We start from the raw sequence: 14,228 nt of genomic DNA, 5'->3' as shown, positions 1-14,228 counted from the left end.
GCCCGCCGGTGATCGGCGCCCGGGCCCACGCGGACCGGTGGCCCCTCGCGGTGCGGGCGGACCCCTGGGAACCCTTACACCTAGGCTGCACCACCATGACCACTCCACCGCAGGACAGCATCCGACCGTTCCGCGTCGCGGTCCCGGACGACGAGCTGGAGGATCTGAGGCGCCGCCTGGACGACACCCGCTGGCCGGACGAACTGCCGGGCGCCGGCTGGGAGTACGGAGTACCGGGCGGCTATCTGCGGGAACTCGCGCACTACTGGCGGCACGGGTACGACTGGCGGGCGGCGGAGGCCCGGCTGAACCGGTGGCCGCAGTTCACGACCACGATCGACGGCGCCCACCTCCACTTCGCGCACCTCCGCTCCCCGGAGCCGGACGCCACCCCGCTGATCATCACGCACGGCTGGCCCGGTTCCATCGCCGAGTTCGCGCGAATCACCGGCCCGCTCACCGACCCCCGGGCGCACGGCGCGGACCCGGCGGACGCCTTCCACCTGGTCCTGCCGAGCATCCCCGGCTTCGGCCTCTCCGGGCCCACCCGTGAGAAGGGCTGGGAGTACCGCAGGGTCGCGGCCGCGTTCGCCGAGCTGATGTCCCGTCTGGGATACGGCCGTTACGGCGCCCAGGGCGGCGACTGGGGCGCGGCGATCTCCCGCGAGCTGGGCCGTATCCGCCCGGACCAGGTCATCGGCGTGCACCTGAACCTGCTTCCCGGCGCGGGCGCCACGGCCGAGCCGACGCCGGCGGAACTCGCCGCGCTCACCCCGGCGGAACGGGAGCGCACCCGCGCGTCCTGGGAGCGGATGCGGGCCTGGAGCCGCGAGCGGCAGGGCTACGCGGACATCCAGTCGACCCGCCCGCACACCCTCGCCTACGGGCTCTCCGACTCCCCCGTCGGCCAACTTGCCTGGATCGCGGAGAAGTTCAAGGAGTGGACGGACTCCGCCGACCGCCCGGAGGATGCCGTCGACCGCGATCACCTGCTGACGAACGTGATGCTGTACTGGCTGACCAACACCTCCGCCTCCTCCGCGCGCCTCTACTACGAGCGCGCCCATGCCGCCTCCTGGGGCCGGCCGCCGGAGCCGTCCCGGACCCCGACCGCGTTCGCCTCCTTCCCCCGGGAGAACTTCATCGCGCTGCGCCATGTCGCCGAGCGCACCGACAACATCGTCCGCTGGACGGAGTTCGACCGGGGCGGCCACTTCGCGGCGATGGAGCAGCCGGATCTGCTCGTCGGCGACATCCGGGCGTTCTTCCGGGACCTGCGCACCGTGCGCCCCGGCTCCTCGTCCTGAGGACGGACAGCTCAGTAAGTTCCCCACCTGGAAAGGTAGTTGCATGACCGAGACCGAGATCGTGATCGCGCAGACGACCGTCGACGACGAGGAGCGCGCCGACGCCCTCGCCCGGGGCGCGGTGGAGCACCGCCTGGCGGCCTGCGCCCACATCGACCCGCCGTTCACCGCGGTGTACCGATGGCAGGGGGCGGTCGAGACGGCGCGGGAGTGGCGGATCTCCTACAAGACGACCACCGGCCGGCTGCCGGAGCTGACGGCCTGGGTCGCCGAGCACCACGGCTACGACGTCCCGGAGTGGATCACGCTGCCCGTGACCGGGGGTTCCGGGGCCTATCTGGCCTGGGTGACCGAGGAGACCACACCGCACCCGGCCGGATGACGCGTCACGCCTCAGGCCCCGGACGGGTCCCGGCCCTGGATTCGCGCGGCGCTGACGCGCAGCTCGGCGAGGACGGTCCGTACGGCTTTGCGGGCGGTGCGCTCGGGCCGGTGGAGTACGTCGATACGGCGCCGGGCGTGCACGCCGCTCAGTGGTCTGAGGACGATGCCGGGGTGCGCGCGGGCGGTCCAGCGGGGCATCAGCGCGACGCCGCCGCCCGCGGCCACGACCTCGGCGACCACGGTGAACTCGTTGATCCGGTGGACGATGTCGAGCCGCCGGTCGGCGAAGGCGGCGATGGCCTCGATGGTGGCCATCAGCGGGAAGCCGTCGTGGACCGTGATCCACGGCTGGTCGGCCACGTCCCGGGGCGCGAGCCGCGGCTCGGCGGCCAGCGGATGGCCCACCGGCAGGGCCACGTCGAGGGGCTCGCGCAGCAGCGTGGCCGAGGCGACGGCGCGCGGCCAGGGCGGGGCGTGGTCGAGGCGGTGGGCGAGTACCAGGTCGTGGTCACGGGTGAGCGCGGGGAAGCGGTCCTGGGCGACGTCCTCGTCGGCGAGCGCGAGGCGGGGGTGGTCCGGGCCGGTGAGGCCGCGCAGCAGGAGCGGGAAGAACGCCGAGGCGGCGCTGTGGAACGCGGCCACGGACACGACGCCGGCGGGCTCTTCGGCAAAGTCGGCGACGGCGTGCCGGGCCCGGGCCAGGGCGGACTCGACCTCGACGGCGGCCGCGGCCAGGGCGTGTCCGGCGTCGGTCAGTACGACGCGACGGCCGGCGCGTTCGGTGAGCGGGACGGGGATCGAGCGCTGGAGCAGCCGCAGCTGCTGCGAGATCGCGGAGGGCGTCACATGCAGCGCCTCGGCGACGGCGCTGACGCTGCCCAGGTCGCCGAGTTCGCGGAGGACCCGCAGCTGCCGTTCGTCCACGTCGACAGTGTAGAACTGCTACACCCTCGTTGTAGAAGTTGGTTCTGTGCTTCAACGAGCTGGGGGTGCAGCGTGGGGGCATGAACGTCACCCGCCGTACCGATGCGGTACTTCTGCTGGTCGCGCTGGTCTGGGGTTCCAGCTATCTCGCGGCCAAGACGGCCACCACCGCGCTGCCGGTCATGGCGGTGCTGTTCGCCCGGTACGCGCTCTCCGCGCTGGCGTGCGGAGCCCTGGTCGCCTTCCGGTCCCGTCGCTCCTGGACCCGGGGGGAGATTCGCGTCGGGTCGGTGCTGGGGGTCACGCAGGCGGCCGTACTCGTCCTGGAGACGTACGGGGTGGCGCACACCAGCGCCGCGAACGCCGGGCTGATCATCAGCCTGACGATCGTGCTGACGCCGCTGCTGGACCGGGGCGGCGGTCGCCGGCTCCCCGGGACGTTCTTCCTCGCCGCGGGCCTGTGTGTGGCGGCCGTCGGGCTCCTCACCGCCGGCAACGGGCTGCACGCCCCACGGCTCGGCGACATGCTGATGCTGGCCGCGGCCGTGGTCCGGGCGGCTCATGTCACGCTCGTCGGACGCCTGACGGCCGGTCGCCGTAGCGACCCCCTGCACCTGACGACCGTCCAGACCGCCCTCGGCTCCGCCCTGCTCCTCCCCGCCGCCGCCCCCTCCCTTCCCGCCCTGCCGCACAACGGCGCCGCCACCTGGGCCCAGCTCGGCTATCTCGCCCTGTTCTGCAGCGTGTTCGCCTTCCTCGCCCAGACCTGGGCGGTCCAGGGCACCTCCGCCACCCGGGCCAGCCTGCTCCTGGGCACGGAACCGATCTGGGCCGTCGCCATCGGGGTCGCCCTCGGCGGCGAGCGGTGCACGCTGTGGGCGACGCTGGGGGCGGGGCTCATGGTGGCGGGGACGTACTGGGGGCAGAGCATCGAGCGACGGCATCGCGGGGCGAGCATGGCGGGAGAGCGGGAAGCGTGCCCGGCGATGACAACTACCGGAGCCTGATCGCTCCCATGGCCGGTCAGCGCAGATACGTCTGCTGCCGTTCGATCGAGGTCATGTCGAGCGCGGCCTCGGCGAGGGTCCGGGCCGAGGGTGTCCTGAGCGCCGCGAGGCTGCTGTCGATCCAGGGCTGCACGTCGGCGCAGCCCTGCTCGCGGTACCCGACGGCCTGAAGGAGGCATTCGAGCTTGTCGGCATCGTGCGCGCAGGTCACTTCGGGGGAGTCGCCGTTCTCGTACTCCTCCACGATCCGCTGGGCCCCGGCCTGGACCGCCGGGTGCGCGGCGGAAACCTGGTCGGCGGTGACCTTCTCGTTGCCGGTGGCTTCGAGGTAGCGGCGGCCGATGTGCGGGATGTCGCCGACGCGGGTCTCCTGCGTGTCGTGCCACAGCCCGAGGAGGGCCGTCCTGGCGGGGTCGGCGCCCTCCATCATGGCGAGCACGGAGCCGATGAGCGCGGCCCGGAACGAGTGCTCCGCGATGGTCTCCGGATCCTTGACCCCCGCGATCCACCAACCGGATCTCCTGGCCCGCTTCAGCATCCCCATCTCCAGCAGGAAGCCTGCCGTACCCTTCGCCTGCTCCTGCTCCGCGTCCGCCATGTGTCGTGTCCTACGGCGTGTCAGGTGCGGTCGGAGCGTAAGACGTAGTGCACCGCGTCGAGTTCCCGCCGTGCCCGCGGAGAGATTGTCGTGATCGAGGAGTTGGGCGGTGTGCGGGAGGAGGAGGGGGCCTGGACGGTCCGCCAAGGCGGCCCGCTCCCTCTGTGGGACACGATCGAGCGGACCCTCATCGCCTGGCAGGACGCCGGAGCCCCGGACATCACCGAGGTGCGGCTGCACCTCACGCAGGAGGCCCACACCTACTGGATCGAGGGGCACCCGGAGCTGTGCCGGCAGCACCGGGTGCTGTGACATCCGGGGACCGGACGCCTTCACCGCCGGTCCTGCGGCCGCGGGCGGTGGTCGCGCCGACCACCCGCGGCCGCGCGGGTGGGATCAGCGGATGTGGACCGTGGCCACGCCGGAGGTGTGCAGGTGCACGGGGTGGTGGTCGTGCTTGTTCTTCAGGCCGTAGAGGACGGCGCGGAGTTGCAGGTCGCCGCGGTGGGCGGCCGAGCCGTGGGTGGTGATACGGGCGTCACCCTTGGCCGGGGTGGTGCAGTTCTCCTGGTGCCAGGTCTGCTTGCCGGTGCGCTCCTCCAGGCACAGCTGGTGCAGGTAGCCGGCGATGTCGTCGTCGCCGTCCGCCTTGATGGTGAACGTCTTGCCGACGTGCGCCGTGCGCGGCACCGTGACCGCCGCGTCCCCCTTGGCGAACGCCGGTACGGCGGCCAGCGTCACCGAGGCGAGCCCCAGTGCGCCGATCACGACCGCGCGAACGCCTCGCGCCTTCTTCGTCCCGTTCATATGCTTTCCTCCCCCGGGTCCCCCTGGTCTGGAGAGACCCGTTTCCTTCCGAAAGCGCCGGATTGCGCCTCGCTGGTTCTTGAGATGGACGGGGAGCGGGGTCGGGTTGGGTCCCGTACGACGGCTTTACGAAATCATGCCGAATCCCCGGCGGCGGGGAGAGCCGGATTCAGATGGCGGGGAGACCCAGGGAACGGAGCGTGCCCGGAGGTACGTCGGCGCCCGCGAGGGCGTCGGCCAGGCGCAGGGCGCGGTCGGCGACGAGGAGGTCGCAGGGTGTCTCGGGTACGTCGTCACCGACGCGGGCCAGCCATTCGGTGATCCCGCGCCAGGAGTAGAACTCCGTGCCACCGGTGCCGGGTTCAGGGTCCGGGAACCCGGCGGATTCCTTGCGCTGCCGGGCCGGCTCCCGCCCGCAGCGCTGCGTGGCCTCCTCCAGGGTCACGATGTCGTCGTACCGCTCCGCTTCGGCACGGCGGGGGTCCCTTTCGGCGCCGGTCAGGGGATCGGGATGGCGGCGTGGTCGCCCGGGGCGCACCACCAGACGGGGTGGTCCGACGACAGTCCGGGATGGGTGCCGGTGCGGTGGGCCGGGCAGAGGGGCCAGACCCTGCGGTGGCGGTCGGCCAGGTAGGTCTGGAGGGCCTCGGCCACCTCCACGTAGACCTCCGGGGGTTCGGCGGACCAGATCGCCGAACCCCCGAAAGAGAGCATGCCGACGGGGAAGTCGGCGGACGGCTCCTCGGGGCAGAAGTCCCCGGGCACGTCGATGCCGGTGTCGGCGCGTGCCGCTGCGGACACCTGGGTGAACGCCCTGGTGATGTCCTCCAGCCTGCGCTCGAACGCCAGCACCGCGAAGCGCTTCGCCGGGATCTCGCCGTTCGCCTCGAATGCCGCCCGTATCCAGGGAGGCGGGGCTTCGGGGTCGGGGTAGTCCAGCTCGCGGTGCAGGTCGGACAGCCAGGTACGGAAGGCTTCCTCGTAGTCCACTACTGCGGCTTGAGCGACGCGACGAAGGGGGTCCAGGCGGTGGCCGTGAGGAGAAGGGCGGGGCCGTCGGGGAGCTTGGAGTCGCGGACCGGGATGAGGCCGGGGATGTTGTCGGCGACTTCGACGCAGTCGCCGCTGCCGGCCTCGGAGTAGCTCGGCCTGCGCCAGAGGGCGTCACGCAAGTGGGCGGGGGTGCTTGCCATTTCGGTAGTCCTCAGCTGCTTGCTCGATCAGTCTCAGGGACGTCTCGGGGTCCAGTGCGGCGGCCCTCAGGCGGCCGTATGCCTTTGAGTATTGCCTCACGAGTCCTGGCTCGTCGATCAACTGCCCGTGGTACATCCCCTCGGTGTACATGACCGGAGGGGCATCGTTGAACGTCAGGAATCTGGACATGCCCATCATGAAGGGGTGGGTGCCCGATTTCTGGGGCACGAGCTGCGGGAACGCCCGGCGCTTGCGCATCACCTCCGCCACATGGGCCAGCTGCTCGGCCATCTCGTCGGGCGGCAGGAAGGGCTGCCGGAGCACGGACTCGTGCAGCACCACCCAGCTCTCCGGCGAGTCCTTGTCCTCGAAGAGCCAGGCCCGGGCCCGCCGGGCGGCCACCCTGGCCGCCAGCACTTCCTCGGACTCCCTCGGGAACGCGGCGAGGACCAAGGCCCGCACGTACGGCTCCAGTTGAAGCGGTCCCGGGATCAGCAGCGGCTCCCACTCCTCGATCTCCACCGCCTGCTTCTCCAGTTCGAGCACATCCACGAAGTACTCGGCGTGACCGCCCTTGCCCGCCTTCTGCACGTCCTTGCAGTTCCGCTCGAAGAAGCCGTCCGTCCCCAGCTTCCGGTCCGCGTGCCGGGCCAGAGCGAGGGGCATCCTCCGCCCACCGCGCTCGATGTCGCTGAGGTAGGACTTGCCGTAGTAACTGCCTTCGAGGAACGCCTCCAGTGACAGCCCAGCCGTCTCCCGCTTGTACCGCAGCTCCTTGCCGTAGAAGCAGGGCACGCTCAACGAGCCGTCGATCTCCTTGCGCCGAACCACACGCCCACCGCCGCATCCCATTCCGCTGATCGCGTTGTGAACGCGAAACGGCTTCCACCGTAGCGATCACCACGACACTCTGTGAGGCGTTTGTCACACAACGCACCGAAGGCTGGCTACCCCATGTCCGACCACTCCCCCACCACCCCCTACGACGTCACCCTCTGCGTGGAAGAGCTCCGCGCCGCTCTCGCCCTGCACGACATCAAGCTGCCCTCCCTGGCCGTCCATCTGCCGAGCTTCGCGGGGAAGTACGGGCACACGCAGGGGCTCGTCACGCTGGGGAACTGCAACATGGCCACCGCGCGGGCGCTCGCCGCCGTGCTGAAGAAGACGGCGGGCGGGGAATGAGGGCCGCCGTCGAACTGCGCCTGACGGCGACACCGAAGGCCGTGCCGGAGCTGCGGCAGCGGCTCCGTGGGTACGACTACGACGTCCGCCTGTGCGCGACAGAGCTGCTGACGAACGTCGTCGAGCACGTCGGCGACGCAACCCCCGTGTGCGTGCGCATCGTTGACCTGAGCGGTCCCACCCGTACCCGTATCGAGGTGACCGACCCGGACCCGCGCGCAATGCCCACCGTTCTGTCGGCGGCCGGAACGGCGGAGTGCGGGCGCGGGCTCGTTCTCGTGTCCGCGCTAGCGGAGCGGTGGGGGGTGGAGCGCGGGCCCGGGGGTAAGACGGTCTGGTGCGAGGTGGTCCGGGGGCGGGAGGCGGCCGGTCTCGGCGATGTCGCGGTGCCGGCGGGCCTCGCCCGGTCCTGGCCCGGGGTCATCGGTGATGCGTGATGAGCGAGCCGACGACGAAGGCGGCCAGCAGGACCAGACCGGCCAGCGCCCCGAGGACCGCGGAGCGGTCGGAGCGGGCCCGGTGGTCGTGGTCCAGTTCCGCGTTGTCCCGGTCCCGCAGGCGCCGGTGGAGTTCCGTCGCCGTCGGGTCGGCGGCCGCCTCGCGCTCGCCCCGCCGGACCAGGCGGGCGAGGTCGCGGTCCGTGGGCTTCCAGGTCATCGCGCACCTCGTGGTCGGCGGGGTGGCCGCATCGTCGCACGAGGTCGCCCCGCTCACGGGGATCAGCGGTGCAACGCCTCCGAGCCCTCCGGCAGGTGCGAGGTGACGACCCGGCCCACCGAGGGGACCGTACGGCGGCGGTCCACCGTGTACGCCGCGAACGCCACGCCCACCCCCAGCACCGCGAGTGCCGCGCCGGCGAGCGCCGGGGACGTCGTACCGTAGCCCGCCGCCAGGGCGATGCCGCCGACCCAGGCGCCACCCGCGTTGGCCAGGTTGAAGGCGGCCTGGTTGGCGGAGGAGGCCAGGGAGGGGGCCGCCGACGCCTTTTCCATCACCATCAGCTGGAGGGGGGAGCCGGTGACGAACGCGGCCATGCCCAGCAGCATGACCGCCAGCGCGGCGCTCCATTCCGCCCGCATCAGCAGGGGGAACAGGGCCAGGACGACGGCGAGGGAGATCAGGCCGCCGAACAGGGTGCCGCGCAGGGAGTGGTCCGCCAGGCGGCCGCCCAGCAGGTTTCCGGCGGTCGCGCCGACGCCGAACAGGGCCAGCAGGAGGGTGACGCTCGTCTCCGCGTAGCCCGCCGCGTCCGTCAGCATCGGCGTCACGTAGCTGTACGCCGCGAACAGGGCGCCGAAACCCGCCACCGTCGTACCGAGCGCCAGCCACACCGGCAGGGAGCGCAGCGCGGCCAGCTCGCCGGCGAGGCCCGTCGAGGAGGCGTGGGTGTGGTCGTGCGGGATCAGCAGGGCCAGGGAGGCGATGGCCGCGAGGCCGATCGCGCTCACGCCGAGGAAGGTGGCCCGCCAGCCCAGGTGCTGGCCCATCAGGGTGGCCGCCGGGACGCCCGCGATGTTGGCGACCGTCAGGCCGAGGAACATCAGGGAGACCGAGCGCGCCTTGCGCTCCGGCGGGACCATGCCGGTCGCCACCACCGCGCCCACCCCGAAGAACGCCCCGTGCGGCAGCCCGCTGAGGAAGCGCGCGGCGAGCAGGGAGCCGTTGCCGGGGGCGAACGCGGACAGGGCGTTGCCCACGACGAACAGGACCATGAGGGCGATCAGGACCGTACGGCGGGACATCCGGGCGGTGACGGCGGCCAGCAGCGGGGCGCCGATGACGACGCCCAGCGCGTACGCCGAGACCAGGTGCCCGGCCGAGGGTATGGAGATGTGCAGGTCGGACGCGACGTCGGGGAGCAGCCCCATCATCACGAATTCGGTGGTTCCGATTCCAAAGGCGCCGACGGCCAGCGCGAGCAGGGCCAGGGGCATGGAGAAGCCTGTGCCTTTCGGGAGCGTAGGGAGAGCGTCGTACCGGGGACGCGGCGTTATCGAGCACGCGTCGTACCGGGGACTGCCGTACCGGGGACGTGTCAAAGTTCAGGTACGGAACAAAGTCTCCCAGGCTCGCTATTCCGGCGGGTTACGAGGGCGTGTCCAGGTTCACACGGGCCGCCACCGGGAGGTGGTCGCTGCCCGTGCGCGGCAGGGTCCAGCTGCTCTCCGGCTCGACGCCCTTGACCATGATCTGGTCGATCCGCGCCATCGGGAACGCCGCCGGCCAGCTGAAGCCGAAGCCGCTGCCCGCCGCGCCCTGGGTGGAGCGCAGCTGGGAGGTGACGCCGTTGAGCGAGCGGTCGTTCATCGTGCCGTTGAGGTCGCCGAGGAGGATGACCCGGCTCAGGGTCTCGTCGGCCACGGCCTCGCCGAGCGCGTCGGCGCTGGTGTCCCGCTGCCGGGCGGTGAAGCCCGCCTTCAGCTTCACCCGCACCGAGGGCATGTGGGCGACGTACACCGCGACGGGCCCCTCGGGGGTGGCGATGGTCGCGCGCATCGCCCGCTTCCAGCCGAGCTTGATGTCCACGGCCCGTTCGCCGGTCATCGGGTACTTGCTCCACAGCCCGACGGTGCCCTCGACCGCGTGGTACTTGTACGTCGAGGAGAGCGCCTGCTCGTAGACCGACACCTTGGAGCCGGGGATCTCCTCCAGCGCGAGGATGTCGGCGCCGGAGCCGGCCACCGCGCGGGCGGTGCCGACCGGGTCGGGGTTGTCGGCGTTGACGTTGTGCGTGGCCACCATCAGCTGGCCGCCGCCGCCCGACTTGTCGGTGAGCAGTCCGCCGAAGAGGTTGAGCCAGACGATCGCCGGCAGGAGTACGGCGATGAGCGTGATCGCCGACTTGCGCCACAGGCCGAGCAGCAGCAGGACCGGGACGAACACGCCCAGCCAGGGCAGGAACGTCTCGGTGAGGCTGCCGAGGTTGCCCACGGTGTTGGGCACGTGCGCGTGCAGCAGCATCACCAGCGCGAGCAGCAGGGCGAGCGCGGCGAGGACGGCGCCCCGGCGCCAGATGCCGGGGTCGTTGCGCCAGGGGGCGAGCATCTGGTGCAGCAGGCGCCGGAGCCGGGATCCCGGTCGCTCGGGCCCCGACCCGCCGTCCGCCGTCTCCGTCATGTATGCCTGCTGCGCCATGCCGTCTGCCTCACTGCCCGCCGTGCACACCGTTCGCCCCCCATGTTCCGACCCTAGGGGATGACCGGCTCCGATCTCGCCGTCCCATGACGGCCGTACGGAAGACGATGACGAACGGGTGGCGCGGGGAGTTCCGGTCACCGGGGCGATGTGCGTGCTCTGTGACAAAACATGCACATCAACGCTACGAGACTGTGGAGCTGACGGGCCGTAGCCCTTCCAGGGTGATGTCCACGACGCGCTCCGCCAGGTCCTCGGGCAGGGCACCGTCGGGACGCATGACGGTGCGGACCAGCAGGGCGCCGACGAACATGTCGTTGGCGAGGTCGAGGTCGATGTCGGGGCGCAGTTCGCCGTCGCGCTGGCCGCGCCGCAGCACGTCGAGCATGAGGACGCGCCGGGGGGCGACGACGCCCGCGTGGTACGCGGCCCAGATGCGGGGGCTGGACTTCATCTGCACGTACACGTTGTGCAGGATCGCCGACGAGCGGCTGACCAGGCCGCGTTGGCGCAGGGACTCCAGGATGACGATCAGGTCGTCGCGCATGGAGGTGCCGGGGAGTTCGGGGTCGGGCGGTTCGGCGGTGCGCAGGACGTCGACGAACAGCTCTTCCTTGCCGCTCCAGCGGCGGTAGATGGTGGCCTTGCCGACCCCGGCGGTGCGGGCGATGCGCTCGATGGAGAGTTCGGCGAGCGGTACGCCGTCCTCCAGGAGCTGCATCACGCCCTCCAGGATGGCCTGTTCCGCGGCCTCGCTGCGGGGGCGGCCCCGAGCGGGTCCGGCCGGGCAGGACCGGTTGTCGGCAAAGCTCACGTCGATCCGTCCTCTCACTGTGCTGCGGGAATTCTCCCGCAACCGCCTCCTCCCCCCGTGGAGCCGCCGTCGAGCCGTTCATGGAGCGGGCCCGGTGTGCCGTCCGTCCGGTCGGCGCACCGGGCCGGGTGCGGGGCCGGCGCCCCGCTCCCCCGCCTCACTCCATGGCGGCGACCAGCTCCTGCTCCTCGTCCTCCTGCTCGCCCGCCCGCACCTTGCCCGGCAGGTACAGGGCGGTGATCACGGCGCCGATCAGCGCCACGCCCGCGCCCCAGAAGGCGGTCACGTGCATGGCGTGCAGGAAGGCGTCGTCGGCCGGGCCGACCAGGAGCCTGCCCTGCGGACCGAGCTTCTGGGCGATGCCGAGGGTGGCCTCGATGGAGTCGCCGGCCTGGTGGCGCAGCCCGGCGGGCAGCGCGGCGAGCTTGTCCTCGATGCCGTTGCGGTAGGCGGTGGCGAGCACCGAGCCGAGGACGGCGATGCCGAGGGCGCCGCCGACCTGGCGGAAGGTGTTGCTCAGCGCGGAGGCGGAGCCGGCCTTCTCGCGGGGCAGCGCCTGCATGATGACGACGGAGGTCGGCGTCATGATGTGCGCCATGCCGGTGCCCATCAGGAAGAAGACGACCTCCAGCAGCCAGATCGGCGTGTCGGCGTCGAAGGTGGCGAAGGCCGCCAGGGTGCCGGCGATCACCACCAGGCCGGCGGTCGTGGTGGCCTTGTTGCCGAACCGCTGGACCACCAGGCGGGCACGCGGCGCGAAGATCATCTGCGCGGCGGCCAGCGGCAGCATCAGCAGGCCGGACTGGAGCGGCGAGTAGCCCCGCACGCTCTGGGTGTAGAAGACCGAGAAGAAGGTGACGCCCATCAGCGCGAAGAAGACCAGCGCGATGGCGGCCATGGCGCTGGAGAACACCTTGTTCTTGAAGTAGCTCACGTCCAGCGACGGGTGGTCGCTGCGCTTCTCGAACACCACGAACGCGGCGAGCACGACGACGCCCGCGCCGATGGTGGCGAGCACGGTCGGGTCGGTGAAGTCGGCCAGCTGGCCGCCCTTGATGATGCCGTAGACCAGCAGGACGAGGCCGACGACGGACAGGACGACGCCGATCGGGTCCAGCCGGCCCGGGCGCGGGTCGCGGGAGTCGGGGACGAGCCAGACCATCAGCACCAGCGCGATGATCACGATCGGCACGTTGATGAAGAAGACCGAGCCCCACCAGAAGTGGTCGAGGAGGGCGCCGCCGGTGATCGGGCCGATGGCGATGGCGAGGCCGACGCCGCCGGCCCAGATGCCGATGGCCTTCGGCTGCTCCTCGCGCTCGAAGACGTTCATCAGGACGGCCAGCGTGGCCGGCATGACGAACGCGGCACCGAGGGCCATCAGCGCGCGGTAGGCGATCAGCTGGCCCGGGGAGCCGGATTCGGCGGCGAGGGCGGAGCCGATGCCGAAGACGGCGATGCCGCCCAGCAGCACCTTCTTGCGGCCGACGCGGTCACCGATCAGACCGGAGGTGAACAGCAGGCCCGCGAAGACGAGGGTGTACGCGTTGATCGCCCACTCGATCTGGCTCTGAGTGGCGCCCAGGCCGACGGGGGCCGGGGTGGAGATGGTCTTGATGGCGACGTTCAGGATCGAGTTGTCGAGCACCACGATGAGCAGGCTCAGCATCAACACGCCGAGGATCGCCCAACGGCGGCGGTGCACCGCCTCCGGTATGCGGGAGGCAGGGACGGAAGTTGTCATGTGTTCGAGCGTAGGGGGATTCCGATACGGAACCGTCTCGTATCGGAATCTCTTTACCGAGAACTTACCCGTTCGGGGGCTTGACGTTGCCCGAAGTGGAGCGGTGGGTTCGGCGCCTCCCGAGGATCACCGGGGCCCCTCTGGCCCTGGTTGGCACGAGGTGCCACCATGGAGGGGATCCGGGGACGCCGTCAGGGCGCCTCGAGATGACTTGAAGGAGCCGTTGCCATGACGCAGCTTTCGGCTGCCCAGAACCAGTCCTCCGACGGCAGCAAGGCGCTGTACGGGGGCAAGGGCACGCGCCGCATCACGGTCCGCGACATCGCCCTCGCCAAGGAACGCGGCGAGAAGTGGCCCATGCTCACCGCCTACGACGCGATGACCGCGTCCGTCTTCGACGAGGCGGGCATCCCGGTCCTGCTGGTCGGCGACTCGGCGGGCAACTGCCACCTCGGCTACGACACCACGGTGCCGGTCACCCTCGACGAGATGACGATGCTCTCCTCGGCGGTCGTACGGGGCACCAGCCGCGCGCTGATCGTCGCCGACCTGCCCTTCGGCACGTACCAGGAGGGCGCGACGCAGGCGCTGCGCTCGGCCACCCGGCTGGTGAAGGAGGCCGGGGTCGGCGCGGTCAAGCTGGAGGGCGGCCAGCGCTCGCACGAACAGATCCGGCTGCTGGTGGAGGCCGGCATCCCGGTCATGGCCCACATCGGGCTGACCCCGCAGTCCGTCAACGCGATGGGCTACCGGGTACAGGGGCGCGGCGAGGAGGCGGCCGCGCGGATGCTCCAGGACGCCAAGGCCGTGCAGGACGCGGGCGCCTTCGCCGTCGTCCTCGAACTGGTCCCGGCCGAGCTGGCCGCCGAGGTGACGGGCCTGCTCCAGATCCCCACGGTCGGCATCGGGGCGGGTCCCGACACCGACGCGCAGGTCCTGGTCTGGACGGACATGCTGGGCCTGACCTCCGGGCGCGTCCCCAAGTTCGTGAAGAAGTACGCCGACCTGCGCGAGGTGATGGGCTCGGCGGCGAAGTCCTTCGCCGAGGACGTGGTCACCAGCGCGTTCCCGGCGGCGGAGCACTCCGTCCACTGACCTCGGACCACCACGGCACCACCGGCAGCCCCGCCGA

The 14,228-nt window shown here is 71.5% G+C and carries 19 protein-coding genes; 7 read left to right on the top strand and 12 right to left on the bottom strand.

Translation table 11 applies throughout. The annotated features are described in order from the left end of the window. The first annotated feature begins 95 nt into the window (after positions 1-95). Complete coding sequence (locus tag GHR20_RS25685) at positions 96-1,307, top strand: epoxide hydrolase family protein (RefSeq protein ID WP_153814508.1); 1,212 nt, start codon at positions 96-98, stop codon at positions 1,305-1,307. A 43-nt stretch (positions 1,308-1,350) separates the two neighbouring features. Beyond that, positions 1,351-1,689, top strand: a complete 339-nt coding sequence (cutA, locus tag GHR20_RS25680; RefSeq protein WP_153814507.1) for a divalent-cation tolerance protein CutA — start codon at positions 1,351-1,353, stop codon at positions 1,687-1,689. 11 nt (positions 1,690-1,700) lie between these two features. Here the strand turns inward: cutA and GHR20_RS25675 are convergent, their stop codons facing one another. Continuing rightward, positions 1,701-2,615 carry a LysR substrate-binding domain-containing protein gene (locus tag GHR20_RS25675; RefSeq protein ID WP_153814506.1) on the bottom strand — a complete coding sequence of 305 codons (915 nt, stop codon included), beginning with the start codon at positions 2,613-2,615 and terminating at the stop codon, positions 1,701-1,703. Between the two features lie 80 nt (positions 2,616-2,695). Between GHR20_RS25675 and GHR20_RS25670 the strand changes: the two genes are divergently transcribed. After that, positions 2,696-3,622 carry a DMT family transporter gene (locus tag GHR20_RS25670; RefSeq protein WP_153814505.1) on the top strand — a complete coding sequence of 309 codons (927 nt, stop codon included), beginning with the start codon at positions 2,696-2,698 and terminating at the stop codon, positions 3,620-3,622. A gap of 16 nt (positions 3,623-3,638) precedes the next feature. Here the strand turns inward: GHR20_RS25670 and GHR20_RS25665 are convergent, their stop codons facing one another. Continuing rightward, entirely contained in the window at positions 3,639-4,220 is a 582-nt protein-coding gene (locus tag GHR20_RS25665) for an HD domain-containing protein (protein ID WP_153814504.1), read from the bottom strand. Positions 4,221-4,310: 90 nt separating this feature from the next. Here GHR20_RS25665 and GHR20_RS25660 point away from each other — a divergent pair, with 90 nt between their 5' ends. After that, positions 4,311-4,532 carry a hypothetical protein gene (locus tag GHR20_RS25660; RefSeq protein ID WP_194858988.1) on the top strand — a complete coding sequence of 74 codons (222 nt, stop codon included), beginning with the start codon at positions 4,311-4,313 and terminating at the stop codon, positions 4,530-4,532. An 84-nt stretch (positions 4,533-4,616) separates the two neighbouring features. Here GHR20_RS25660 and GHR20_RS25655 read toward each other — a convergent pair whose 3' ends face one another. From GHR20_RS25655 to GHR20_RS25635, 5 genes are all read right to left on the bottom strand, one after another. Further along, positions 4,617-5,027 (bottom strand): hypothetical protein, encoded by a 411-nt coding sequence (locus tag GHR20_RS25655; RefSeq protein ID WP_111582271.1) that lies wholly within the window; start codon positions 5,025-5,027, stop codon positions 4,617-4,619. A gap of 169 nt (positions 5,028-5,196) precedes the next feature. Beyond that, on the bottom strand, positions 5,197-5,472 hold the full coding sequence (locus GHR20_RS25650; RefSeq protein WP_153814503.1) for a hypothetical protein: 276 nt from the start codon (positions 5,470-5,472) through the stop codon (positions 5,197-5,199). Between the two features lie 53 nt (positions 5,473-5,525). Then, positions 5,526-6,017 (bottom strand): hypothetical protein, encoded by a 492-nt coding sequence (locus tag GHR20_RS25645; protein WP_153814502.1) that lies wholly within the window; start codon positions 6,015-6,017, stop codon positions 5,526-5,528. Then, the gene (locus GHR20_RS25640; RefSeq protein ID WP_153814501.1) at positions 6,017-6,220 is read right to left on the bottom strand and encodes a DUF397 domain-containing protein; all 204 of its coding nucleotides are present in this window, start codon (positions 6,218-6,220) and stop codon (positions 6,017-6,019) included. The genes GHR20_RS25645 and GHR20_RS25640 overlap by 1 nt, the downstream gene beginning before the upstream one ends. Further along, positions 6,192-7,052, bottom strand: coding sequence for a helix-turn-helix transcriptional regulator (locus tag GHR20_RS25635; RefSeq protein ID WP_194858987.1), 861 nt, complete (start codon positions 7,050-7,052; stop codon positions 6,192-6,194). Before GHR20_RS25635 ends, GHR20_RS25640 begins: the two co-directional genes overlap by 29 nt. Positions 7,053-7,175: 123 nt before the next feature. On the opposite strand from GHR20_RS25635, the gene GHR20_RS25630 reads away from it, so the two are divergent. Continuing rightward, positions 7,176-7,403 (top strand): hypothetical protein, encoded by a 228-nt coding sequence (locus tag GHR20_RS25630; RefSeq protein WP_148023963.1) that lies wholly within the window; start codon positions 7,176-7,178, stop codon positions 7,401-7,403. Further along, positions 7,400-7,840, top strand: a complete 441-nt coding sequence (locus tag GHR20_RS25625; protein ID WP_153814500.1) for an ATP-binding protein — start codon at positions 7,400-7,402, stop codon at positions 7,838-7,840. The genes GHR20_RS25630 and GHR20_RS25625 overlap by 4 nt, the downstream gene beginning before the upstream one ends. On the opposite strand, the gene GHR20_RS25620 is transcribed toward GHR20_RS25625, so the two are convergent. The 5 genes from GHR20_RS25620 to GHR20_RS25600 all read right to left on the bottom strand — a co-directional run bounded on the left by GHR20_RS25620 (position 7,824) and on the right by GHR20_RS25600 (position 13,096). Beyond that, positions 7,824-8,060: a hypothetical protein gene (locus tag GHR20_RS25620; RefSeq protein WP_148023965.1), complete on the bottom strand. Its 237-nt coding sequence runs from the start codon at positions 8,058-8,060 to the stop codon at positions 7,824-7,826. The genes GHR20_RS25625 and GHR20_RS25620 overlap by 17 nt on opposite strands. A 62-nt stretch (positions 8,061-8,122) precedes the next feature. After that, entirely contained in the window at positions 8,123-9,337 is a 1,215-nt protein-coding gene (locus GHR20_RS25615) for an MFS transporter (RefSeq protein ID WP_153814499.1), read from the bottom strand. A gap of 151 nt (positions 9,338-9,488) precedes the next feature. Further along, positions 9,489-10,538, bottom strand: a complete 1,050-nt coding sequence (locus GHR20_RS25610) for an endonuclease/exonuclease/phosphatase family protein (RefSeq protein ID WP_153814498.1) — start codon at positions 10,536-10,538, stop codon at positions 9,489-9,491. Positions 10,539-10,722: 184 nt separating this feature from the next. Next, positions 10,723-11,352 (bottom strand): TetR/AcrR family transcriptional regulator, encoded by a 630-nt coding sequence (locus GHR20_RS25605; RefSeq protein ID WP_194858986.1) that lies wholly within the window; start codon positions 11,350-11,352, stop codon positions 10,723-10,725. A gap of 157 nt (positions 11,353-11,509) precedes the next feature. Further along, positions 11,510-13,096, bottom strand: coding sequence for an MFS transporter (locus tag GHR20_RS25600; protein WP_194858985.1), 1,587 nt, complete (start codon positions 13,094-13,096; stop codon positions 11,510-11,512). Between the two features lie 228 nt (positions 13,097-13,324). On the opposite strand from GHR20_RS25600, the gene panB reads away from it, so the two are divergent. After that, positions 13,325-14,191 carry a 3-methyl-2-oxobutanoate hydroxymethyltransferase gene (gene panB / locus GHR20_RS25595; protein ID WP_153814497.1) on the top strand — a complete coding sequence of 289 codons (867 nt, stop codon included), beginning with the start codon at positions 13,325-13,327 and terminating at the stop codon, positions 14,189-14,191. The last annotated feature ends 37 nt before the right edge of the window (positions 14,192-14,228 follow it).

This window comes from Streptomyces sp. SUK 48 (assembly GCF_009650765.1).
GTDB lineage: Bacteria > Actinomycetota > Actinomycetes > Streptomycetales > Streptomycetaceae > Streptomyces.
The sequence above is the reverse complement of the archived record's forward strand: the minus strand, read 5'-3'. Positions and strand labels throughout refer to the sequence as shown.